Raw genomic sequence first — 21,675 nt, forward strand, 5'->3', positions numbered from 1 at the left:
GGGGGGCAGCGATGAAACACCGCAAGCGCTCGTGGCTGCTCAAGTTGCTGGTGCTGGTCCTGGTGGCGGCATGCCTGGCCTGGCTGCTGGCCGTCTGGCTGAACCGTGTGGGCGATGCCCAGGCGCAGATGAACGTGGCCGTCACGCCTGAGCTGATCGAGCAGGGCGCCTACCTGGCCAGGGTCGGCGACTGCGTGGCCTGCCACACGGCCCGCGAGGGCGGCAAAGCCTTCGCTGGAGGGCTGGGTATCGCGTCGCCGATCGGTACGCTGTACTCGACCAACATCACGCCAGACAAGCGTACCGGGATCGGTGACTGGACCTACGGTGAGTTCGAGCGCGCGTTGCGTCGCGGTGTCGGTCACGACGGCAGTGCGCTGTACCCGGCCATGCCGTATCCGTCTTACGCCAGGATCACCGATGCCGACACGCAGGCGCTCTATGCCTACTTCATGCAAGGCGTGCCAGCGGTCGAGCAGGCCAACAAGGCCAACGCTGTGCCCTGGCCGCTGTCGATCCGTTGGCCTCTGGCCTATTGGCGTGCACTGTTCGCACCCGCGCCGACGCCTGAAACGCCGGTTAGCGAACCGCGCGACATCGCCCGCGGTGCTTACCTGGTGCAGGGACTGGGCCACTGCGGTTCCTGCCACACGCCGCGTGCGCTGACCCTTCAGGAAAAGGCCTTGGACGAACGCTCACCTGTGTACCTCTCCGGCACCCAGCTCAACGGCTGGAATGTGCCAGCGTTGCGCGGCCTGCCGCACTGGAGCACGCAGGAACTGGTCGACTACCTGGGCACCGGGCGCAATGCCAAGGCCGCGGTGGCCGGCGAAATGACCGACGTCATCCTGCACAGCACCTCGCACATGAGCGACACCGACCTGCAGGCCATGGCGGCGTACCTCAAGTCGCTGGCGCCGACTGACACCGCATCTGGGCAGGACAATGAGGCGCGCAGTGCACAGACGGCGGCCAAGCTCACGGCGGCCAAGGATCTGACCCTGGGCGAGCGCCTTTACCTGGACAACTGCAACGCCTGCCACTTCGTCTCCGGCCGAGGTGCCGAGCAGGTGTTCCCGCGTCTGGACGGCGCCACCGTGGTGAATGCCCAAAGCCCGCAGGCGCTGATCCAGGTCATTCTTCAAGGCGCCAGCACCCCTTCGACCGCCCGAGCGCCTTCGGTGCTGCCGATGCCAGGCTTCGCCGAGCGACTCGACGACCAGGAGGTGGCGGAGTTGGCGTCGTTCCTGCGTCAGGGCTGGTCCAACCAAGCGGCGGCGGTCAGCGCTGATGAGGTGCGTGAAATCCGCCAGGCCATCAGCGCGAAGCCATGATGCAGTAGGGATGGGCAGCCCCGGCAATCGTTGCCTGCGGGGCTGCCAGCGCGACTTCAGGCGTGGTGGCCGCTGCTGTTGACGATACGCAGGCACAAGGCTTCGAACGGATCGAGGTTGATCAGCAGCTTGCCGTCCTCATCCAGGTCGCCTTCGACGGTTTCGTTGATCATGTCCACCACTGGGCCGGGATGGAAACCGGTCAGTTGCAAGGTTTCGCTGATGGGCTCGGCGCCGAAGTTCAACGCGCTGATCTGGGTGCCACGGCCCGCCGGCAACTCATGGACCATCACCAGCAAGCCGGGGCTGCTGACCTCGGGCACCAACACCTGGCGGCTGGCCGCGATGCCGTAGGCCTGACGCACGGCCAACAGCTTCTTGACCTGACTGGCGAACGAATCCGGGCGCTGCAACTGCTCATCCAGGCTGCCATACAGGCTGCGGGCGCGTGGCATGCCGCGCACTGAGGCCTGTGCGTCTGGATTCAGCCCCGCCAGGTCGTAGCCGCCCCGGTGAATCCAGCGCGTGTCGCCATCGCCCATGCGTTCGGCCACCGCTTCGGCGGGCAAGGGCAGGGCGCCGACCATGTCCCAGCCGGACACTGCCACCACCCCCGGCTGCATGGCGTTGTACATCACCAGCAACAGGTGCACCCGCTGGATCCGTTCGATATCGGCCGCGCCGATCTGCTCCAGGTCGCGAATCCCCAGTGCTGCGGTAATCAGGCTGACGGTGGTGCAGGAAATGCCGTTGGTGACGAAGCGCAGGTTGTAGGGCGCATGCTCGCCGGAGGCGCGTTCGTAGATCTCTTCGCGAATGTGCTCGCGCAACACGCTGCCAGGCAGGGTCTGGCCCTTGTACAGGTACATGTCATGAGCGTGCAGGGTCCAGAAATGCACCAGTTCGGCGGTCAGTTCGTCGTGGTTCTGCAAGGCGTGGATCAAGGAGGCCGGGTCGATGCCGAACGCGTGCATCTCCTTGAGCATCAGGCGCAGGAATTCGGTGTCGCCGGTGAGCAGCGCGTGCTGGTAGGCCGGGCGAGTGACGAAGTCATAAGACAAGTCGGCGCCGCCCTTGGACATCTGCGCGATGTCGTCCAGGGTCAGGTTCAGCTCCTGGAAGCTGAAGCCGCCGGCCTTGCGGATCATGCCGCCGATCAGTTGGTTGCCGGTCAGCGACAGCGGATGGCTTTCGGACCAGGCAGTGCCTTCAGCGCGAATCTCCACGCCGAGGAAGCCATTGGCATCCAGGCGCAGGCCGCGTGCGCCGAGGCAATCGAGCGCGTGCAGGGCGTCACCGATGATCATCTGCTGGGCCGCGAAGGTGGGGTCCAGCCAGTTCAACGACGGCTGGCCTTCCTTGAAATAGTGCAGATAAACCCAGCGTCGGGTCTTGCCATCCACCCCGACGATGGGCGGCGTGGCGCTCCAGTCGGTCTCCTTGACGCCGGGTTCGAAGAAGATCACCCGCTGCAACTGACCGACGATGTAATGGCGCTGCTTGAGTTCATCGCAAACGGCCGGCAGCAGGTTGACCGCGTCACGGCCCGGCGGCACGTCGGGCAGTAGCGGCCAGTCTTCTTCGCGAATCTCGACCATGTGGTAGAGACCGGGATAGCTGCCATGCCCCAGCTCGGCCAGGCGGAAGTCCGCGCCTTTGCCGGTGTGCGAGGGAATCAGGTCGTCGATGGTCACCGCATTGTGCGCGGCGGCCAGTCGGCTCATCTGCACCAGTTCCTGCTCGGTGCCGTACAACGGGTCGATATCGAAGCTGATGCGGTCGAAGTTGCCGTCGATGCTGGGGGTGGTCTGCCGAGCGCTGATACCGCCTGACTGCTTGATCGGGCCGGTGTGAATGCCCTGGATGCCGATTTCGGACAGGCGCTTCCACAGGGCTTCGTGGCCCAGGGCGGACAGCACGCTGCTACCCTCCGGGGCAATGATGGCGTCGGGGTAGACCGTCAGCCACACCGAGGCGATTTCGCTGGCGCGGCGCGGCTGGGCTTCGGCGTAGGGGTTCTGCCACAGCCGCGACTGGCCGGCATAGAGGCGGGCGCGCTGCTGAGAGGCTTGCAGCATCGAGCGCTCTTCCAGCCACTGGATGTAGGCATCATCGGGTCGGGTCATGCAAGGTTCCTCGGCGGCGTCCATGGGCAGTTTTTATGACGGCCCAGGACGCCAATCGTTCGTTCCGACCGCGTGTGCCGATCCAGTCGGACGCTAGCCTTTGGGCTCGTGGATCGGGCAACCGTTGTGACGAGCGCGGAACGCCGACGACATTTCATAAGAGGGCTTGCGCACGCGCATCACGCCGCCCAGTGGGCGGTGCGCGGCCAAGCCGTGCCAGGGGCTGAACGCCATCCCGTCGTCGATCGTCCTGACCTTGTCGTCGGACCAGGCGAACTGCGGTTTCACCTCGACGCGCGCGACCGTCACGTAGGGGCTGAGGTCTTCCGGCCACTCTACCGAGGCGTCTTCGATCGGCATCTTTTCCAGGTCGGTGGCCAATTGCACCCGCAGCTCCCACTCCCCGCCTTGTTGCTCGAAGTAGCGGGTCACGGCCGAGCGCAGACCGTTGGGATCACCGTCGAAGTCCAGGTGTTGGTCGGTCAGTGCGGTGAGCGCCGGGGACACCGGCACCAATGCCAGCTTGGCGTAGTGGTCGCCATACAGCAGCGGCGCCACGGTGGTGAAGGTTTCGCCAAGGATATGGGTCTGCGGATGCCCGCCCAGGCTCTTGAGCGTGCCGCTCTCGCCGCCCAGCGCCTCGATCACCGCCTCGGTGCCACGCAAGACGGCCGACATCACTTCTTTGGTGCGCGGCATCTTGTCGGTGGTCTTGGCCAGCAGTTTCAAGGTCTTGAGGAACTGCTTGGGCGTGGCGGCGGTGAAGGCCTTGGCGTTCTGCATGACGAAGTCCTGCGTGATGTCGCCTTCGCTGCCCGGCAGGCGCGGGCCCTCCACGCCGACCAGCTTGATCGCCAGGCCGCGTGGGGTAGAGACCTTGTCGTCGAGAATGTCGCCCGGATTGGTGGACAGGCGCAGGTACACCGGCAGCGTGCCGGGCTTGGCGAAGGCGCCCTGGGCCAGGTGCGGCGGCAGATTGTCGAGCACGGTCAGGGTGCCTTGCAGCAGGCCGTGGCCCTTGGCGTGGACGCTGCGGTCGGCGTGGCCGCGGTCCTCGAAGGTCTTCTGCATGATCGACCTCAGGGTGTCGGCCAGTTCCTGGCTGGTCTGCGCCTCGTCGTCGGGGATCTGCTCGAAGCCGGGCTCGAAGCGCAGCGGTGTGGAGGAAGCGGGGGCTTGGTCGGTCATCGAGATTCTCCAGGTCAGGACAGAGGGCATCACGGGCCCTTGGCGCTCTTTTTCGGTGCCTGAAGAGGGGACTGCGGCGGGGTTGCACAGGTTCGCATTGCAGGCATTTCGCCACGACCAACGGCGATGACCAGCAACTCTGCCATTCAATAGTCACAAAGTTGTCACACAGCTGCTGCACAGTGTCCCGGCCATCACACGGAGCGCTTTTCCATGATACGCCTGATGAAATCTGCTGCACTCGCCGTTGCGGTCTCGCTCAGCGCCACTTCGACCTTCGCTGCAGAGAACGTCCGCCTGACAGGTTCCGGCGCCAGCTTCCCGGCCCCGATCTACCTGACCTGGTTCAAGGATTTCAGCAAGAAGACCGACGGCGTCACCGTCGACTACCAGTCAAAAGGTAGCGGTGCCGGTGTCCAGGACTTCCTGAACAAGACCGTCGATTTCGCCGCCAGCGACTCGGCCATGAAAGACGAAGAAATTGCCAAGGTGGCAGAAGGCGTGCAGTTGCTGCCGATGACCGCAGGCGAGATCGTCCTGGCCTACAACCTGCCGGGCAACCCCAAGGGCTTGAAGCTGCCGCGCGAGGTCTACTCGGACATCTTCCTGGGCAAGATCACCCAGTGGAACGATCCGAAGATCGCTGCCGCCAACCCTGAGCTGAAACTGCCGGCCACGCCGATCACCGTCGTCGTGCGCGCTGACTCCAGCGGTACCACCGCGGTGTTCACCAAGCACCTATCGGCCATCAATCCAGACTTCAAGCAGACCCTGGGTGAGGGCAACACCGTCAACTGGCCGGCGACCGACAAGTTCATCAAGTCGCCGAAGAACGATGGCGTGACCGCCACCGTACGCCAGACTCCAGGTGCCATCGGCTACATCGAATACGGCTTCGCCAAGCTGGCCAAGGTCGACTTCGCTGCCCTGCAGAACAAGGCTGGCCAGTACGTCGTGCCGAACGCCGAAAGCGGTGCCGAGGCGCTGGCGGCGGTGAACATGCCGGAGAACCTGGTGGCCTGGCTGCCGGATCCGGATGGCGCCAAGTCCTATCCGATCACGTCCTACACCTGGATGATCTTCCGCAAGGACAACGGCAACCCGGCCAAGGCCAAGGCCATGCGTGAAATGGTCGAGTACAGCTTGACCGAAGGCCAGAAGATCGCCGACTCGATGGGTTACATCCCGCTGCCGGCGTCGGTGGTCGAGAAGGTTCGCAAGGCCGCCGAGAACATCAAGTAAGACTCGTCAGGTTGCGCGCGGCGTAGCGTGAGGCGCTCGTCGCGCGCCTTCCCCCTGTCCCGGAAACCATTCATGAACACACCCTTTGCCATTCCGGATAACCCCGATTCCGCCTGCCAGCCGCCTTCAGCGAAGGATTTCCTGGTCGACCGGACCTTCCGTGCCCTGGCCCGCATCGGCGTGGTGCTGGTGCTGGCGCTGGTCTTCGCGCTCATCTACGAGGTCGGGCGCAAGGCCCTGCCAGGTATGGAGAAGCATGGCTTCGACGTGCTTTTCGGCAGCGTCTGGGATGTTAACCAAGGCAAATACGGCATTCTGCCAGCGATCTGGGGCACGCTGTACAGCGCCTTGATCGCGTTGTTGATCGCCGGCTTCTTCGGCGTCAGCATGGCAATCTTCCTGACCCAGGACTTTCTTCCCCCGCGGCTGGCGGCGGTGTTTCGCACCATCGTCGAGTTGCTCGCGGCCATCCCCAGCGTGGTCTATGGCCTGTGGGGCATCTACGTGGTGATTCCGGCCATCCGGCCGCTGACCGCCTGGCTGAACAGCGAACTGGGCTGGATTCCATTCTTCGGCTCGTCGCTCAGCGGTCCCGGCCTGCTGCCAGCGGCGCTGGTGCTGGCGATCATGATTCTGCCCACCGTGGCCGCAGTGTCCCAGGATGCCCTGACCAGCGTGCCGATGAAGACCAAACAGGCCGCCTACGGCATGGGCACCACACACTGGGAAGCCATTCTCAAGGTCATGGTGCCTTCCGCTGCCACCGGTATCTTCGGCTCGCTGGTGCTAGGCCTGGGCCGTGCCCTGGGCGAGACCATGGCGCTGGCCATGCTGGTGGGCAACGCCAACACCATCACCCTGTCGCTGTTCGCCCCGGCCAACACCCTGGCGGCGCTGCTGGCGCTGAACTTCCCGGAGGCCGGCCCGAACGAGGTGGAGGTGTTGATGTACGCCGCCCTGGTCCTGATGTTCATCACCTTGCTGGTGAACGTCGTCGGATCGCTGATCATGCTCTACGCCCAACGGGGACATAAATCATGACCAACCTCACCACCCCCGTGGCCGCAATGCCGAGCCTGCAGCGCCGTTTCGAAGGCCGCGCCCTGCGCAGCCTGAGCCTGACCACCCTGGTGTGGTGCGTGGCTTTGCTGGCCAGCGTGCCGCTGATTTCCGTGCTGTACATGCTGATCACCCGCGGCGGTGCGCGGCTGAGCCTGGAGGTGTTCACCGAGCTGCCGCCGACCGGCTTCGAGATGGGCGGCGGCTTCGGTAACGCCATGGCCGGTACCTTCGTCATGGTCGGTATCGCCGCAGCCATCGCCGTGCCCGTGGGCATCCTCGCGGCGATCTTCCTCGCCGAGCTTGGCCCGGACAGCAAGCTGGCCAACGCGTCGCGCTTCGCCGCGAAGATGCTCACCGGCCTGCCGTCGATCCTCGCCGGCGTGTTCGCCTACGCCTTGGTGGTGATGACCACTGGCACCTACTCGGCCCCGGCAGGCGGCATCGCCCTGGCCGTGCTGATGCTGCCGATCGTGGTGCTGACCGCCGAGGAAGCCATGAAAATGGTGCCCAAGATCATGAAAGACGCCGCCTACGGCATGGGCTGTACCCGCGCCCAGGTGATCTGGAAGATCGTCCTGCCCACCGGTATGCCGGCGATCTTGACCGGGGTCATGCTGGCTGTGGCACGCGCCGCCGGTGAAACCGCGCCGCTGCTGTTCACCGCCTTGTTCAGCAACTACTGGATCTACCACGACGGCAGCCTGGCGGTGATGAACCCCACCGCGTCGCTGGCGGTACTGATCTACAACTTCTCCGGCATGCCCTTCGACAACCAACTGGAGCTCGCTTGGGCGGCCTCGCTGGTGCTGGTGATGATCGTGCTGGTCGTGAATATTCTCAGCCGTATTTTCGGCAAGCCTAAGTATTGAGTACGGGAGCCTATAACTTGAACGTATCGACTGCGCAACGTGCCGCACCGTTGGTCGACCAGGCACCAGTGGTGATGGACTGCAAGCTGGACAAGATCTTCTACGGCAACTTCATGGCCGTGCGTGACAGCCATGTGCCGATCGAGAAGAACAAGATCACCGGCTTCATCGGTCCCTCCGGCTGCGGCAAGAGCACCGTGCTGCGAAGCCTGAACCGCATGAACGACCTGGTGAAGGGGTTTCGCTTCGAAGGCCATGTGCACTTTCTCGGTCAGGATGTCTACGGCAAGGGTGTCGATCCGGTGGTGGTGCGTCGCTACATCGGCATGGTGTTCCAGCAGCCGAACCCGTTTTCGATGAGCATCTTCGACAACGTCGCTTTCGGCCTGCGCCTGAACCGCTACAAGGGCGATATCGGCGACCGCGTCAAGCACGCCCTGCAGGGCGCCGCGCTGTGGGACGAGGTCAAGGACAAGCTCAAGGTCAGTGGCCTGTCGTTGTCCGGTGGCCAGCAGCAGCGTCTGTGCATCGCCCGCGCCATTGCCACCGAGCCGGAAGTGCTGCTGCTCGACGAGCCGTGCTCGGCACTGGACCCGATCGCCACCCGGCGGGTCGAGGAACTGATGGTCGAGCTGAAGAAGGACTACACCATCGCCCTGGTCACCCACAACATGCAGCAGGCCATCCGTGTCGCTGACACCACGGCCTTCTTCTCGGTGGATATTTCCCAGGGCACGCGCACCGGCTATCTGGTGGAGATGGGACCGACCACCGAGATCTTCCAGAACCCGCGCGAGCAACTGACCAGTGACTACATCAGCGGCAAGTTCAGCTGACGGTCACTGGCCCGAGGCGGTCGAGGGGCGCAGGCCAGGGATGGCCTCTGCGTCCCTCGACCGCATTTCCATTTTGTGTAACCAGAGATTGAATATGCCTGCGACACGTCGTCTAGACCTGTCAGCCGTGGAACGCGCCCTGCGGGAGGTGCAGGGCCGTTTTGCCGAGCTGAGCCGCCACTTCACCGAGCCGCGTGATCCGTTCACCGATGAGGTGCTGAACAATGTGCTTGAAGGCTACGCGCTGATTGACGATTATGTCGCCCGGGGCGTCGACCTGTTCGATTTGCAGCAGGTGAACCTGATGCTGGAGATCAACGCTACCGTGCTCTGTGGCACCGATCCGGCCGATCGCCGCGAGTTCGCCCAGCATCTGGCCGCCACCGAAGCGCATTTCTTCAACAATGTCGAAGGTGGCATCAAGGACTTGTACAACTGGTACTGCTCCTACCGCAGCGACTCGGTGTGGAAGCGGGCAGCAGGTGTCTACGTGCGTATCCTGAGCAAGCCGCAATTGTTCATCGAAGGCAACAACCGCACCGGGTCGCTGATCGTCAGCTACCTGTTGATGCGGGCCGGGTTGCCGCCGTTCGTGCTCACGCTGGACAACGCCGAGGGCTATTTCAACCCGTCCTCGGTCATCCGCAACTCTGCCAAGCATGGTGTGAAAGCCTTGTACGAATTGCCCAAGATCAAGAAGAAGTACGCGGCCTTCCTCGAGGCGCAGGCCCCGGACGCCGATGTCTTCTTCGTGCACGGCGCCTCGCCGCGACTGTCCGGGGAGGGGCGCTGATGGCCCGTCATTGCAGGTTCGATCAATGGCGCAGCGGCAGCCGCAAGGCGTGCCAGGGCGTGGCCCGGCTGTTCAGACGCCCGCGCGTGCGCATCTCGTTCGATATCGACGACACGCTCGCCTGCCTGCCCGAGCACAGCCCGACCGAACACAGCAAGCTGCCCGACTGCGTGCACCGCTGGCTCGGCGAGCCGTTGCGACGCGGCACCCGTGAGCTGATGCGCGATCTGCGCCGCCAGGGCTACAGCATCTGGATCTACACCTCATCCGGGCGCAGCCCGGCCTATATCCGCCGCTGGCTGCTGCTGTACGGCATCCGTGTCGATGGCGTGGTCAACAGTGACCGGCATCAGCAGGTGTTGGCTGCCAAGGGCGTGGAAAAAGGCCCCTCGAAGCTGCCCTCGGCGTTCGACATCGACCTGCATGTGGACGATTCCGAAGGCGTTGGCATCGAAGGCGACGACCATGGCTTCCGCGTCGTGGTGGTCTGTCCCAAGGACGGCGACTGGACCCACAAGGTCATGGCGGCTGCCGCTGCCGTTCAGGCCCAGTTGGCCTGGCAGCAGCCGCTCAGGCACCGCGTGCCCGCGCAGCCGCTGCTGTCCTGACCCATTGATCGCTGCCGCGCGGTCAGCCTCTGGCTGATCGGGCGCAGTTGAGCGCGGCCAAGGCGATCGCCAGCGCCGCAGCCCCATACGCCCAGATCGCAGGCACCTGCGGAAGCAGCAGACCGGCAAGCATCGGCCCCAGGCCAGCACCGATATCGCGCCACACCGCATTGCCCGCCAGGGCCTGGATGCGCTCATGGGGGTTGCGCAAGGCTACCAAGGTCATCACCAGCGGTAGCTGCAGGGCGCGCAGCAGCAGTACGAAAAACGCACCGATGAACAGCCATTGGCTGGCGAACACCAGCAGCGCCAGCGCCGTGGCCAGTGACAGCAGCACCAGCATGCGCAGCGGCCCGAATCGATCGGCCAGGCGCCCGCCCAGCGGGCTGAACAGCATCTCGCTCAGGTAACGCACTGCCATCAGCACGCCAGCCACCAGCACGCCGGACTCGCCGACGTGCACCTGCGCATAGAGTGACAGGCCGAAGATGAACAGGCCGTCCAGCGCCACCCCCTCGATGAACGACCAGGTCGCGATGCTGTCCGGCAGGCGCAGCCGTCGGCCGCTACGCGCTGGAATCGAGTGCCCTTCGCCAGGCAGTGCCCGCGCGCGCCATAAGCCGAGGAAGGCGCTGATGCAGAGCACGAAGAACACGCTGCGCGGCCCCCAGGCCTGGGCCATGACCGCGCCCAGGGGCAGGGCCAGCATCGGCCCGATGGACAGCGTGGCCCTGGAGCGCCCGGCGCGGCGGGCTGCACCCTGCGCCTGGGCAGTGGCCAAGGTCTGGGTGCTGAGGTTGAAGGTGGCGAAGCACAGGCCCCAAACCAACCGCAGTACCAACAGTGCGGCGAACCCCGACAGCGTGGCGTTGCCCAGCGCGCAAGCGGCTGCGGCCCCTGCGGCCAGGCTGCACGCCGCGCGATCCCCGTGGCGGGCATAGAAGCGCACTACCCAGCCGTAGCCGACGATACGCACCAGGCGATTGGCGGCCAGCAGCACACCGGCCTGGGCCAGGGTGACGCCGAAATCCTCGGCGTACATCGGCAACAGCAGGTACAGCAGTACGTCACTGGGCAGGCACAGCCCCAGCACCTGGGCAGCGTTGCGCGAATCCCGGTCGGCGCGCAGGGTGGACGGCGGGGCGGCGGCGGACATGACAGGCTCGTGACAGGGAGAAGACCAGCAGAATAACGTCATCACCTGCGCAACGACACCGCGTTACTCAGATGACGATGTAATCGCTGCGTTGCACGACACCCCGGTGCAGGCCCTCGACCAGATGAAGATAGCGGCCGCCAACTTGGTCGATCGGCAGGCAGTCATCCACTTCCAACACCGCATCCGTGTGCGGCTTGGCCCAGCCGCTGCCCATGCGCTGCTTGCCGATGGCCTTGGCTTGAGCCTTGTCCGGGGCCGCCACCAGCAGATACCGGTGGGCTTCGCCGAATACCCCCCGTTCGTAGCCGCCCAGGTTGATGAAGAACAGCCGCATGGCGTCGGCAGCGGGCGCGGCATGACTCAGCTCGATGCGATAGTCATCGATACCGTCAACTTCGAGCCAAGAGTCGATATGCAGGCCCTTGGCACTCCCAAACCAGGCCTCGCGTAGCTGCGGGTAGGCGTCGGTGAGGGACGGCGCATGGGCGAAGACCACATCGTGGACTTCGATACGGGCACGGGGATGACGTCCACCGAGCATCACGACATAGAGCATGAGTCGTCCTTTTGAGGCGTGCCGTTTGGTCGATCCAGCAGTCTCCCGACGCTTGCCTGCAACTGATGGACGGTGAAGGGCTTGGCCAGACGTAACACCTGGCCTTGGCGGTACTCGATCTCTGTCGTTGCGTCGATGAAGCCGGAAATGAACAGCACTCGGGCCTGCGGGTGGATCGCTTGGGCACGGTCGGCCACTGCATCGCCCTTGATGCCACCGGGCAGGATCAGGTCGGTGACGATCAGTTCCAGCGCCGTCAGTTCGTCGATGCAGGTCAGCGCCTGCTCGGCTGTGGCCGCCTCGGTGACCTGCAAGCCCATGTCCCGCAGCACTTCGCCGACCAGTTCGCGAATTGCGGCTTCATCGTCCAGGACCAAGGCCATGCCCCGTGACCGATGTTCCGGGTGCATCACTTGAGGTGAGTCCTCAGCAATGTCCGTGGCCGTTGCGCCTTGGTACACCGGCAGGAACAGGCTGACCACCGTACCTTGGCCCAGCGCCGATTCGATCCTCGCAGCACCGCCGGCCTGGCGCACGAAATCCCTGACCAGCGACAAGCCCAGGCCGGTGCCCGAACCCAGGGGCTTGGTGGTGAAGAACGGTTCGAACGCCCGTTCGGCCACGCTAGGGGGCATGCCGCTGCCGCTGTCGCTGACGCGGATGAGCACGTACTCACCGGCGCGCAACTCGGCATCGGCCTGTTCGCTGTTCACTGTGCTCACGCCCACCTCGACCTGCAGGCGGCCGCCCTGGGGCATGGCGTCGCGGGCGTTCAGGCACAGGTTCATGACCGCGCTTTCCAACTGATGGACATCGCAATAGCAAAGGACGGTCGCGCAGGCGGCCAGCACTTGGAAGTCGATCTGTGGCGTCAGGGTTCTGCTGATCAGGTCTTTCATGTCGTCGATCAGCAGCGCTGGATCGACCGCTTCGCTGGCTGGCGGCTGGCGTCTGGCATAGGCCAGCAGGCGCTGGGTGAGCGAGCTGGCGCGCCGTGTGGCGGTCCTGGACAGGGTGACGTAACGCGGCAGCTCAGCGTGGCGACCCTGGGCCAGACGCTTTTCGATCATGTCCTGGGTGCTGGTGATGACCGTGAGCAAGTTGTTGAAATCGTGGGCCAGGCCGCCGGTGAGCTGGCCCAGCGCCTGCATCTTCTGGCTCTGCTGCAACTGCGAGCTGACCTGCTCGAACGCCTGCTGACGCTCACGGTATTGGGTGACGTCTCGGGCAATGGCGAAGTAGCGGCCAGCGCGTCCGGTGATACGCCAGTTCAGCAGCAGCGGCTGGCCATCGCTGCGCACGCTCTGGGTGTCCAGTTCGGCGATGCTGCGTTCGCTCAAGCTGCGCAGGGCATCGGCGATCTGCGAGGGCGCGATCAGGCTGTAGAACGCGCCGTCGCGCAGTTGCTGGTCGGACCAGCCGGTGTGGACCTCCCAGGCAGGATTCATCGCCAGCACCGCGCCGTTCTCGGACAAGGTGCAGATCAGGTCGGGCGACACATTCCAGACACCATCGCGCTCGTCCTTGCGTCGCTGAGCTTCGGCCGCCAGCCGGTGGTTGGCCTGACCCAGTGCCCTCAGGTTGCGACGAAACAGCGCACACACCACCGCCATGGCGAAGGTGACCAGGCCGAAACTGGCGCTGTTGGCCCACGAGCCCCAGTCTGCCTCGAAGCCGATCGGGCCGATGAAGAAGTATTGCGCCGCCAACACCGCCAGTGTGCAGCCGAGCGCCGACGGCCCGATGCCGAACCAGAAGCCGATCAGCATCAGGCCAGGGATGAAGAACAGGTAGGGCAGCGCCGTCGCCGGCATCTGCGAGCGCGCGAAGCTGCACAGGACCACGACGGCCAGTGCGCCCAGATAACGCATCAGAACACTGAGCTGTGCGCCGTTCCAGCGCTTGATGACACGGGCGGTCCATCCGATGAATCGGGTCAAATAACACTCCGGCTTACAGATGTTCAATCAATCGGCCCTGCGGCCGACAACCTCGGTATAGGGCGAAAATAGCTTGGCCCGGCGGACAAATAGGCTATTCGTGGCCCTCCGTCCAATAGTTTTTTTCACTGTGACTGCGTATGAACTCCGTTATGTTGCACCGCTGTTGTTTGTCTAAGCTGGCTATATGCCGCTATGCAACACCGTTTCTTGCTTATCCTGATATCTGGAGGTCCCATGGGAATTTCGGCAATTGCACAGGATGAACGCCTGCGGTTGGTCGAAGTGGACCGCCTGACGTCATCCATTCCAAACGGCTCGGACCCTGTGCTCAACAGCGTAGTGTCCATGCTCTGCAGCTACTTCGGTGTGCCCATCGCACTGGTCAGCATCATTGACCGCGACTACCAGGTGTTCAAAGCCCGCATGGGCATGGATGCCGAGCGTACACCACGGGAGTTGTCGTTCTGCGCCCATGGGCTGCTGCTCGACGCGGTGCTGGAAGTCTGCGACACCACTCAGGACGATCGCTTCGCCGATAACGCGCTGGTGACCGGCGATCCTCACATCCGTTACTACGCTGGCGCGTCCCTGGTGGTGAGCCCAGGGCTCAGCCTTGGCCGCCTGTGCATCATCGACCAGCAGGCGCGACCGACGTTGAATGCGCGTGATCGCGCATTGCTGGTCAATGCCGCTGACATCGTGGTCGCTCGCCTGAAGTCCATCCACAAACAGCATTTCTTCGATCAGATGACCGGCTTGCCCAACCGCAAGCGTTTCGAAGCCGACTTGAACGAGGTGCACGCCTTCAAGAGCCAGACGGCCGTGTTCATCGAGCCGATTTCCGCCTCGGCGATGGACGGCTTGGTCAAGGCGCTGGGCGTGGAATTCTTCGTGCAGTTCATGCTGGCGGTCAAAGAGGCGCTGTTCGAAGCGCTGCCGAGCGGCGCGCGCCTGTATCGGACCGGCACCCTGAGTTTTCTCACCGTATTGGAACGCTCCGATCCCGCGAGCCTGCAAGGGCAGCTCGACAGCATCGTCGCCGCGCTGGCCCGCCCACTGCATTGTGGCAGGGTGCCGGTCTTCGCCGACGTCGGGATCAGTTTCCTGCAGTTGGGCATCGAAACCGACGCCTCCATCGACAACCTTCGGCTGCTGGCCAGCATGACCGACACGGCGCGCCGCAGTGAGCGACGCTGGCTAGGCTACGACCCGCTGATCGATGCCAGCTTGCGCCGCAGCACGGTGTTGCTCAATGCCTTGGAGGGTGCGCTGATCGCACCGGATCAACTGCACTTGGTCTATCAACCGCGCATCGACCTGTCGGTCAATCGCTGCGTGGCTGTCGAAGCCCTGCTGCGCTGGACCCATCCGGCGCTCGGTTCGATCAGCCCTGCGGAGTTCATCCCCCTGGCGGAAACCACCGCGTCGATCCGCGGAATCACCCGCTGGGTGGTTCGCCATGCGTGCGAACAGCTCGCCGCTTGGCGCGCCGACGGTCTGGACATGGTGGTCTCGCTGAACATTTCCGCGCTCGATCTGGCCGACGGCCACTTGTTCGACGACCTCACCCGAGCCCTGCGCGAGTATGACGTCGACCCTCGCCACCTGGAGCTGGAATTTACCGAGAGTGCGCTGGTCACCGATTTCGACATGGTCCAGGAACAATTGCAGCGCTTCCGCACGCTGGGCGTGGCCATCGGCATCGACGACTTCGGCAGTGGCTACAGCAACTGGGTGTACCTGCGGAAGATTCCGGCCACCAGCGTCAAGCTCGACCGCTCGCTGCTGGCCAACCTGCAGCCGGGCAGTAACGAATGGCACATCATCCGCAACCTCGTCAGCCTGCTGCGCGACTTGCGCCTGACGGTGGTGGCCGAAGGCATCGAAACCGATCTGCATCACCATCTGCTGCGCGGATGGGGTTGCGATCAAGGGCAGGGCTATTACTACGCCAAACCGATGGCGCCGGCGGACCTTGCAGGTTGGCTGCAAAAAGGCGGCGTGTTTCCTGCCACCTTGAACTAGCGTGTTGTGTACACCCGATGACTTCCAGCGCTGAGGGTTGACGATCCTTGGCCCTACTCAGCCCCCTGCCAACTCAAGGGAAGTGACATGTTCAACGCCAACCTCAAGAAAGAGATCCACCGACTCCAACAGGAAGTGGAGCAACTGCGCAGCGCTGAACGCAGCCGAAGCGATCAGATGCTGGAAATCACCGTGGATCGCGACATGCAGATCACGGCGGTCAATGACAATTTCGCGCGGTTGGTGGGGGTGGAGACGTCGCGGCTGGTCGGCAAGTCCCTCGGCACCCTTGCACCCAGCTATGTGAAAGAGCTGCAGTGCTACAAGAACTTTATGTTGGCGCTGCGCAACGGTCGTGGGGTCAGCGATGATTACCGCTACATCGCGGCTGACGGCAAGATGGTGTGGATGCGCGCGGCCTGGTGTCCGACCAAAGCGGCAGATGGCACCGTGACCCACATGTCGGCCTACGGTATCGATGTCACCTCCGCGATCAACAAAGCGCGCGAGGACAATGAGTTCATCAGCGCGCTGTCGCGCTCTACTGCGGTGATCGAGTTCGATTTGGATGGCACCATCCTCAACGCCAACCAGAATTTTCTCGACACCGTCAGATACCCGTTGGCCGAAATCGTCGGCAAGCACCACCGCCTCTTCTGCGACGCAGCCTATGCCAACTCGCAGGAGTACCAGCAGCTGTGGCGCCAGCTCAACGAAGGGCATTTCGTCGCGGACCGCTTCAGGCGTCTGGACAAGTCCGGTCGCGAGCTGTGGCTGGAAGCCTCCTACAACCCTGTTCGCGACACGCGTGGCCAGTTGTACAAGATCGTCAAGTTCGCCACCGATATCACCGAGCAGGTCCATCGCGAAACGGAGGTCAGTTCGGCGGCCGGAGTGGCTTACGAAGTGTCCCGCAAAACGGATGAATCGGCGCGGCGCGGCGCCGAGGCGGTGACCGACACGGTGCAGACCATGAACCGGATCGTTACCCAGGTCAGCAGCGCTTCGGCCGGTGTCGAAGCCCTGGGCCATCAGTCGCAGTTGATCACCTCGATCGTCTCGACCATCGGTGGAATCGCCCAACAGACCAACTTGCTGGCGCTCAATGCGGCCATCGAGGCTGCGCGGGCCGGCGATCAGGGGCGCGGTTTCGCCGTGGTGGCCGATGAGGTGAGAAAGCTGGCAGGACGCACCAGTGTCGCCACCGAGGAAATCGTCGAGGTGGTGCAGAAGAACAATGCCTTGGTGGAAGAAGCGGTGTTGAGCATGGGCGAGAGCAGGAAGCAGGCCGAGATCGGCTTGTCCTTGGCCAGCCAGGCCGGCAAGGTGATTTCCGAGATCCAGGACGGTGCGCAAGAGGTGGTCACGGCAGTCGGGCGCTTCGCTACGCATATGGCCGCGGAGACTGACGTCAGGCAATAATGGGCGCTTGTCTCGACTTCAGGAAAAGGAAATCGCCCCGATGGATGCACCCTGCACCTCACTCGATCAGGTTCGCCAACGTATCGACCAGGTCGACCGCGAACTGGTGACGTTGCTCGCCAAACGGGGTGGCCTGGTTACCCTGGCCGCCCGTTTCAAGAAGACCACCGACGACGTGCGCGCACCGGCGCGGGTGGAGCAGGTGATCAGCAAAGTGAGGGGATTGGCCGAGCAGACCGGCGCTTCGCCGGTGGTGGTCGAACAGGTTTATCGCGCCATGATCGCGGCCTTCATCAATGAAGAGCTGGACACCCATGCCGCGTTGCAGGCAGACACCCGCACGCCGTGATTATGCCGCTCCACGGCGCTTGAACTTTAATTTGCAGGGCTTCCTCGAACGTTCAGACCCTCTGAACTCTGACCAGCGAGGCGGCCCATGTCGCTCATTCATCCCCAGGCGCACTACACACCTTATCGCTCGGCCGCTGGCGGCTGGGGCTCGGCCAGGTCGGTCATGGCCATCCTCTGGCGCGAGCAGGCCCTGGCCACCGCGCCCCGCGCGCTGCTCAAGCAGAACAAGCCCAAGGGCTTCGCTTGTGTGAGCTGTGCGTGGGCCAAGCCGGGCGATCCCCATGGCCTTGAAATCTGCGAGAACGGCGTCAAGGCCACTGCCTGGGAACTGACTCGCCACCGCACCGGCCCGGCCTTCTTCGAGGCCCATACGCTGACAGAACTGCGCACCTGGACTGACCACGCGCTCGAACAGCACGGCCGCTTGACCCACCCGCTGCGCTACGATGCCGCCAGCGACCGCTATCAGGTCACCACCTGGGAGCACGCCTACCGCGAGATCGGCGCGCAGTTGCGTCTGCTCGATCCGCAGCAGGTGGTCTTCTACGCCTCGGGACGGGCGTCCCTGGAAGCCTCGTTCATGTATCAACTGTTCGCCCGCGCCTATGGCACCAACAACTTGCCGGACAGCTCGAACATGTGCCACGAGAGCACCTCGGTCGGCTTGCAGGAGAGCATCGGCGTGCCGGTCGGCACCGTGACCCTGGCCGACTTCGAGCACACCGACTGCATCTTCTTCTTCGGCCAGAACGTGGGCAGCAACGCGCCGCGCATGCTCCATCCGCTGCAGGCGGCGCGCAAGCGACAGATCCCGATCATTACCTTCAACCCGCTGCGCGAGCGCGGCCTGGAGCGTTTCGTCAATCCGCAGTCGCCACGCGAGATGATCGGTTCCGAGTCCACGGTGATCAGCACGCAGTATCACCAGGTGAAGATCGGCGGCGACCTGGCGGCCGTGACCGGCATCATCAAGGCGCTGCTGGCCATGGAGCGCGAAGCCCTGGCCAGTGGTCGCGTGTCGGTACTCGACCATGCCTTCATCCGCGAACACACCCAGGGCTTCGATAGCCTTTGCCAGGCAGTGGATGGCTATAGCTGGGAAACCCTCGAGCGCCGCTCAGGCCTGGGACGCGCTGCGTTGGAGGCAGCTGCCACGGTGTATGCCCGCAGCGAAAAGGTGATGGTGGTCTATGGCATGGGCATGACCCAGCACCGGCATGGTGTGGAAAACGTGCAGATGCTGGTCAACCTCCTGCTACTGCGCGGCAACTTCGGCAAACCCGGTGCTGGAATCTGCCCGGTCCGCGGGCACTCCAATGTGCAAGGTCAGCGCACAGTGGGCATCACCGAAGACCCGGCCAAAGTGCCGGCCGACACATTGCGCGCGTTATTCGGCATCGAGGTGCCGCCGAACAAAGGCCTGGCGACGGTGGACACCTGCGAGGCCATTCTCGACGGGAGGGTCAAGGGGTTCATCGGCCTGGGCGGCAACTTCCTCAGGGCGGTCCCCGACTCCCCGCGTCTGGAGCGGGCCTGGTCCGACCTAGCCCTCGATGTCCAGGTGGCGACCAAACTCAACCGAACCCATCTGGTACCCGGCGCCAGCACCTGGTTGCTGCCGTGCCTGGGGCACATCGAGATCGATCGCCAGGACGGCGTGGTGCAGGCCTATAGCACCGAGGACAGCACCGGCTGCGTGCGTGGCTGGTTGGGCACCCACGAGCCGGCCGGCGAGCAGTTGCGCTCGGAAGTGGCGATCATCGCCGGCCTGGCCAGCGGTACGCTGGGTGATAACTCCCGTGTTCCCTGGTCTGCCTGGCGACAGGACTATGCGCTGATTCGCAGCGCGATCGGCCAGGTGTACCCGGAGATCTTCCACGACATGGAGTCGCGAATGTGGCAGACCGGTGGCTTCCACCGTCCCGTTGCGGTCAACCAGCGACAATGGCCCACCGAGTCGGGCAAGGCACAATTCGTCGTGCCGGGTCGGCTCAATCCTGACGATGACGTGCTTGATGAGCCGATGCCGCGTGATGTGCTGCAATTGATGACGCTGCGCAGCAACGATCAATTCAACACCACCGTCTACGGCTACGACGACCGTTTTCGCGGTGTGCATGGCACCCGCAGCGTGGTGTTCCTCAATCGCAGCGATCTGGTTCGCCTGGGGTTTGCGGCAGGGGATTGGGTCACGCTGCGCACCGCCGTGGAACCCGAGGTGGTGCGTGAGGCGGGGCCGCTGCAGATCATCGGCTACGACATTCCCGAAGGCTGCGCGGCTGCTTACTACCCCGAATGCAACCCGTTGGTGCCGCTCTGGCATCATGCCGAGCGCAGCAAGGTGCCGGCGGCCAAGTCGGTGCCGGTCACGTTGCACCGGGCGCAGCCTTCAGCGGCGCAGCTGGCTCGGGCGGTGCCGGCGCGGGATCAGGTGCGCTGAGGGATCAGCGCAGGTACGCCTTGGCGAAATGCCGTTCGAGTCGCGCCTGGATCAGCTCCAGCAGGATCGACAGCACCCAGTAGATCACGGCGGCGGTGGTGAGCATCTCCAGGTAGCGATAACTCGAGCGGCCATAGGACTGGGCCAGGAACATCACCTCCCAGACGCCCATCACCGAGATCAGCGAGGAGTCCTTGAGCATGGAAATGAACTGGTTCGCGGTCGGCGGAATGATGACTCGCATGGCCTGGGGCAGGACGATATGGCTGAAGATCTGCCGGCTGCGCATGCCCAGCGCCAGGGCCGCCTCGCGCTGGCCACGGGCGACACCCAGGATACCGGCGCGGAAAATTTCGCTCAGATAAGCGCCGTAGTTCAGCGACAGGGCGATGATGCCGGCACTGATGGCGCCGGGCACCAGCCCCAGTTGCGGCAAGCCCAGATAGATCAGCAGGATCTGGATCAACAGCGGCGTGCCGCGGAAGAACGACGTGTAGAAACTGGCGATGCCCACCAGCACGGCACTGCCCGACAGCCGGGCCAGTGCGGCGGCGAAGCCCAACAGTACCGAGGCCAGCATCGAGCACAGGCACAGGAACAGCGTCAGGGCAGCGCCTTGCAGGAAGCCATTGGGTCCGAGCTTGAAACCGGCGAGGTTGGGAAACTTCTCCAGAATGATCGAGAACTTCAGGTCGAAGCTCAGGAAAAAGCCGATGAACAGGACGAACAGCGCCAGCCATGTCAGGTACAGGCGAGCGCGAAAGCCCAGCAGGGATCTTGAAGCAAAACGTTCGGCGTTCATTTGCTGATATCGGCACCGATCCACTTCTGCGACAGCTTGGTCAGCGTGCCGTCGGCCTTGAGCTCGGCGAACACCTGACGCACCTTGGCATCCCATTCGGGATCGCCTTTTTCGATCGCTACAGCGTTCGGTTCTTCATACAGCGGCGCGCCGGCCAGTTTGAAGCGCTTGTCCTGGTTCAATCGCGGCTGGGCAGTCACCAGGTTGGTGAGAATGGCATCCAGGCGCACACCGGCACCCAGGCCCAGGTCCTGGAAGGCGACGTTGTCGGTGTCGTAGGGGGCGATCTGGACGAAGTCGAATGGGTAGTCGATCTTGCGTCCTTCGTCGCCTTCGATCACCAGGTTCTTGTTCAGGTAGCTTTCATAGCTCGACGCGCTGGTCAGGCCGACCTTGCGGCCGTCCAGGTCCTTGGCGCCGTGGATGCGGTCGTCCTGGGCATTGACCACGATCACCGCAGGGGAGGCGTAATACTCCACGGGGAAGTCGAAGACTTCGGCGCGCGCCTTGCTGGGGGTCATGGAGCAGATGCAGATGTCGTAGCCCCCGCTCCAGCGACCGGCGGCAATCACGTCCCACGACGGCGTTTCCAGGCGCAGCTTGACGCCCAGCCGCTCAGCGACGGCCTTGGCTACGTCGACGTCGAAACCATCCAGCTGGTTCTGCTCGTTCAGGAAAGAAAACGGCGGGTAGCTCTCCATCAGCACGTTGACCAGTTCCTTGCGAGATTCGACCCGCTCCAGCGTGGCGCCGGCAAGCGCGTGAGTGGCGGTGGCGAGCAGCATGAGGCCCGCGCCGAGCAAGGCAGGAAAACGCATGTAAGTACCTGAAAGGTTGGCGGAAAGTGAATTCGGATATTTAATAGGTATAAATCCGACGTTCATAATGAATTTTCTTCATAAGAACCTGCAGAGGCGTT

General features: G+C 63.9%; 18 protein-coding genes. 11 read left to right on the plus strand and 7 right to left on the minus strand.

Annotated elements, in window-relative coordinates; all coding sequences use genetic code 11:
- Window positions 1-11 precede the first annotated feature (11 nt).
- A complete protein-coding gene (locus Q7C30_RS14655) occupies window positions 12-1,334 on the plus strand; it encodes a cytochrome c (protein WP_317871911.1) in 1,323 nt (440 codons plus the stop codon).
- Window positions 1,335-1,390: 56 nt separating this feature from the next.
- On the opposite strand, the gene treS is transcribed toward Q7C30_RS14655, so the two are convergent.
- Window positions 1,391-3,460, minus strand: coding sequence for a maltose alpha-D-glucosyltransferase (gene treS, locus Q7C30_RS14660; protein ID WP_317871912.1), 2,070 nt, complete (start codon window positions 3,458-3,460; stop codon window positions 1,391-1,393).
- Between the two features lie 93 nt (window positions 3,461-3,553).
- Window positions 3,554-4,648: a catalase family protein gene (locus tag Q7C30_RS14665; RefSeq protein WP_317871913.1), complete on the minus strand. Its 1,095-nt coding sequence runs from the start codon at window positions 4,646-4,648 to the stop codon at window positions 3,554-3,556.
- 213 nt (window positions 4,649-4,861) lie between these two features.
- Here Q7C30_RS14665 and pstS point away from each other — a divergent pair, with 213 nt between their 5' ends.
- The 6 genes from pstS to Q7C30_RS14695 all read left to right on the plus strand — a co-directional run bounded on the left by pstS (window position 4,862) and on the right by Q7C30_RS14695 (window position 10,058).
- Window positions 4,862-5,890, plus strand: a complete 1,029-nt coding sequence (pstS, locus tag Q7C30_RS14670) for a phosphate ABC transporter substrate-binding protein PstS (protein ID WP_039578172.1) — start codon at window positions 4,862-4,864, stop codon at window positions 5,888-5,890.
- A 72-nt stretch (window positions 5,891-5,962) separates the two neighbouring features.
- Window positions 5,963-6,931, plus strand: a complete 969-nt coding sequence (gene pstC / locus Q7C30_RS14675) for a phosphate ABC transporter permease subunit PstC (RefSeq protein WP_295481818.1) — start codon at window positions 5,963-5,965, stop codon at window positions 6,929-6,931.
- Window positions 6,928-7,821, plus strand: a complete 894-nt coding sequence (gene pstA, locus Q7C30_RS14680; protein WP_039578166.1) for a phosphate ABC transporter permease PstA — start codon at window positions 6,928-6,930, stop codon at window positions 7,819-7,821. The genes pstC and pstA overlap by 4 nt, the downstream gene beginning before the upstream one ends.
- Window positions 7,822-7,895: 74 nt before the next feature.
- Window positions 7,896-8,657: a phosphate ABC transporter ATP-binding protein PstB gene (pstB, locus tag Q7C30_RS14685; RefSeq protein WP_233630991.1), complete on the plus strand. Its 762-nt coding sequence runs from the start codon at window positions 7,896-7,898 to the stop codon at window positions 8,655-8,657.
- A 94-nt stretch (window positions 8,658-8,751) separates the two neighbouring features.
- Window positions 8,752-9,450: a hypothetical protein gene (locus Q7C30_RS14690; RefSeq protein WP_295481819.1), complete on the plus strand. Its 699-nt coding sequence runs from the start codon at window positions 8,752-8,754 to the stop codon at window positions 9,448-9,450.
- Window positions 9,450-10,058, plus strand: a complete 609-nt coding sequence (locus Q7C30_RS14695; protein WP_317871914.1) for a hypothetical protein — start codon at window positions 9,450-9,452, stop codon at window positions 10,056-10,058. The genes Q7C30_RS14690 and Q7C30_RS14695 overlap by 1 nt, the downstream gene beginning before the upstream one ends.
- Window positions 10,059-10,080: 22 nt before the next feature.
- Here the strand turns inward: Q7C30_RS14695 and Q7C30_RS14700 are convergent, their stop codons facing one another.
- The 3 genes from Q7C30_RS14700 to Q7C30_RS14710 form a co-directional block, all read right to left on the minus strand.
- Window positions 10,081-11,214: an MFS transporter gene (locus Q7C30_RS14700; RefSeq protein WP_317871915.1), complete on the minus strand. Its 1,134-nt coding sequence runs from the start codon at window positions 11,212-11,214 to the stop codon at window positions 10,081-10,083.
- A 67-nt stretch (window positions 11,215-11,281) separates the two neighbouring features.
- Complete coding sequence (locus Q7C30_RS14705; protein WP_317871916.1) at window positions 11,282-11,773, minus strand: DUF1543 domain-containing protein; 492 nt, start codon at window positions 11,771-11,773, stop codon at window positions 11,282-11,284.
- Window positions 11,758-13,713 carry an ATP-binding protein gene (locus Q7C30_RS14710; protein WP_317871917.1) on the minus strand — a complete coding sequence of 652 codons (1,956 nt, stop codon included), beginning with the start codon at window positions 13,711-13,713 and terminating at the stop codon, window positions 11,758-11,760. Before Q7C30_RS14710 ends, Q7C30_RS14705 begins: the two co-directional genes overlap by 16 nt.
- A gap of 237 nt (window positions 13,714-13,950) precedes the next feature.
- On the opposite strand from Q7C30_RS14710, the gene Q7C30_RS14715 reads away from it, so the two are divergent.
- From Q7C30_RS14715 to Q7C30_RS14730, 4 genes are all read left to right on the plus strand, one after another.
- The gene (locus Q7C30_RS14715; protein ID WP_317871918.1) at window positions 13,951-15,741 is read left to right on the plus strand and encodes a GGDEF and EAL domain-containing protein; all 1,791 of its coding nucleotides are present in this window, start codon (window positions 13,951-13,953) and stop codon (window positions 15,739-15,741) included.
- Between the two features lie 87 nt (window positions 15,742-15,828).
- Window positions 15,829-17,163 (plus strand): PAS domain-containing methyl-accepting chemotaxis protein, encoded by a 1,335-nt coding sequence (locus Q7C30_RS14720; RefSeq protein WP_317871919.1) that lies wholly within the window; start codon window positions 15,829-15,831, stop codon window positions 17,161-17,163.
- Between the two features lie 40 nt (window positions 17,164-17,203).
- Window positions 17,204-17,512, plus strand: coding sequence for a chorismate mutase (locus Q7C30_RS14725; RefSeq protein ID WP_317871920.1), 309 nt, complete (start codon window positions 17,204-17,206; stop codon window positions 17,510-17,512).
- An 87-nt stretch (window positions 17,513-17,599) separates the two neighbouring features.
- Entirely contained in the window at window positions 17,600-19,954 is a 2,355-nt protein-coding gene (locus Q7C30_RS14730; protein ID WP_317871921.1) for an FdhF/YdeP family oxidoreductase, read from the plus strand.
- A 4-nt stretch (window positions 19,955-19,958) separates the two neighbouring features.
- Here Q7C30_RS14730 and Q7C30_RS14735 read toward each other — a convergent pair whose 3' ends face one another.
- Window positions 19,959-20,756, minus strand: coding sequence for an amino acid ABC transporter permease (locus Q7C30_RS14735; RefSeq protein ID WP_317871922.1), 798 nt, complete (start codon window positions 20,754-20,756; stop codon window positions 19,959-19,961).
- Window positions 20,753-21,574 carry an ABC transporter substrate-binding protein gene (locus Q7C30_RS14740; RefSeq protein ID WP_317871923.1) on the minus strand — a complete coding sequence of 274 codons (822 nt, stop codon included), beginning with the start codon at window positions 21,572-21,574 and terminating at the stop codon, window positions 20,753-20,755. Before Q7C30_RS14740 ends, Q7C30_RS14735 begins: the two co-directional genes overlap by 4 nt.
- Window positions 21,575-21,675: the final 101 nt, after the last annotated feature.

Source organism: Pseudomonas sp. RAC1, from assembly GCF_030658255.1.
Taxonomy (GTDB): domain Bacteria; phylum Pseudomonadota; class Gammaproteobacteria; order Pseudomonadales; family Pseudomonadaceae; genus Aquipseudomonas; species Aquipseudomonas boreofloridensis.

Bases quoted from the DNA above. Each gene is read 5' to 3' on its own strand.
- Q7C30_RS14655 (WP_317871911.1), top strand. From the start codon at position 12: ATGAAACACCGCAAGCGCTCGTGGCTGCTCAAGTTGCTGGTGCTGGTC.
- treS (WP_317871912.1), bottom strand. From the start codon at position 3,460: ATGACCCGACCCGATGATGCCTACATCCAGTGGCTGGAAGAGCGCTCG.
- Q7C30_RS14665 (WP_317871913.1), bottom strand. From the start codon at position 4,648: ATGACCGACCAAGCCCCCGCTTCCTCCACACCGCTGCGCTTCGAGCCC.
- pstS (WP_039578172.1), top strand. From the start codon at position 4,862: ATGATACGCCTGATGAAATCTGCTGCACTCGCCGTTGCGGTCTCGCTC.
- pstC (WP_295481818.1), top strand. From the start codon at position 5,963: ATGAACACACCCTTTGCCATTCCGGATAACCCCGATTCCGCCTGCCAG.
- pstA (WP_039578166.1), top strand. From the start codon at position 6,928: ATGACCAACCTCACCACCCCCGTGGCCGCAATGCCGAGCCTGCAGCGC.
- pstB (WP_233630991.1), top strand. From the start codon at position 7,896: ATGGACTGCAAGCTGGACAAGATCTTCTACGGCAACTTCATGGCCGTG.
- Q7C30_RS14690 (WP_295481819.1), top strand. From the start codon at position 8,752: ATGCCTGCGACACGTCGTCTAGACCTGTCAGCCGTGGAACGCGCCCTG.
- Q7C30_RS14695 (WP_317871914.1), top strand. From the start codon at position 9,450: ATGGCCCGTCATTGCAGGTTCGATCAATGGCGCAGCGGCAGCCGCAAG.
- Q7C30_RS14700 (WP_317871915.1), bottom strand. From the start codon at position 11,214: ATGTCCGCCGCCGCCCCGCCGTCCACCCTGCGCGCCGACCGGGATTCG.
- Q7C30_RS14705 (WP_317871916.1), bottom strand. From the start codon at position 11,773: ATGCTCTATGTCGTGATGCTCGGTGGACGTCATCCCCGTGCCCGTATC.
- Q7C30_RS14715 (WP_317871918.1), top strand. From the start codon at position 13,951: ATGGGAATTTCGGCAATTGCACAGGATGAACGCCTGCGGTTGGTCGAA.
- Q7C30_RS14720 (WP_317871919.1), top strand. From the start codon at position 15,829: ATGTTCAACGCCAACCTCAAGAAAGAGATCCACCGACTCCAACAGGAA.
- Q7C30_RS14725 (WP_317871920.1), top strand. From the start codon at position 17,204: ATGGATGCACCCTGCACCTCACTCGATCAGGTTCGCCAACGTATCGAC.
- Q7C30_RS14730 (WP_317871921.1), top strand. From the start codon at position 17,600: ATGTCGCTCATTCATCCCCAGGCGCACTACACACCTTATCGCTCGGCC.
- Q7C30_RS14735 (WP_317871922.1), bottom strand. From the start codon at position 20,756: ATGAACGCCGAACGTTTTGCTTCAAGATCCCTGCTGGGCTTTCGCGCT.
- Q7C30_RS14740 (WP_317871923.1), bottom strand. From the start codon at position 21,574: ATGCGTTTTCCTGCCTTGCTCGGCGCGGGCCTCATGCTGCTCGCCACC.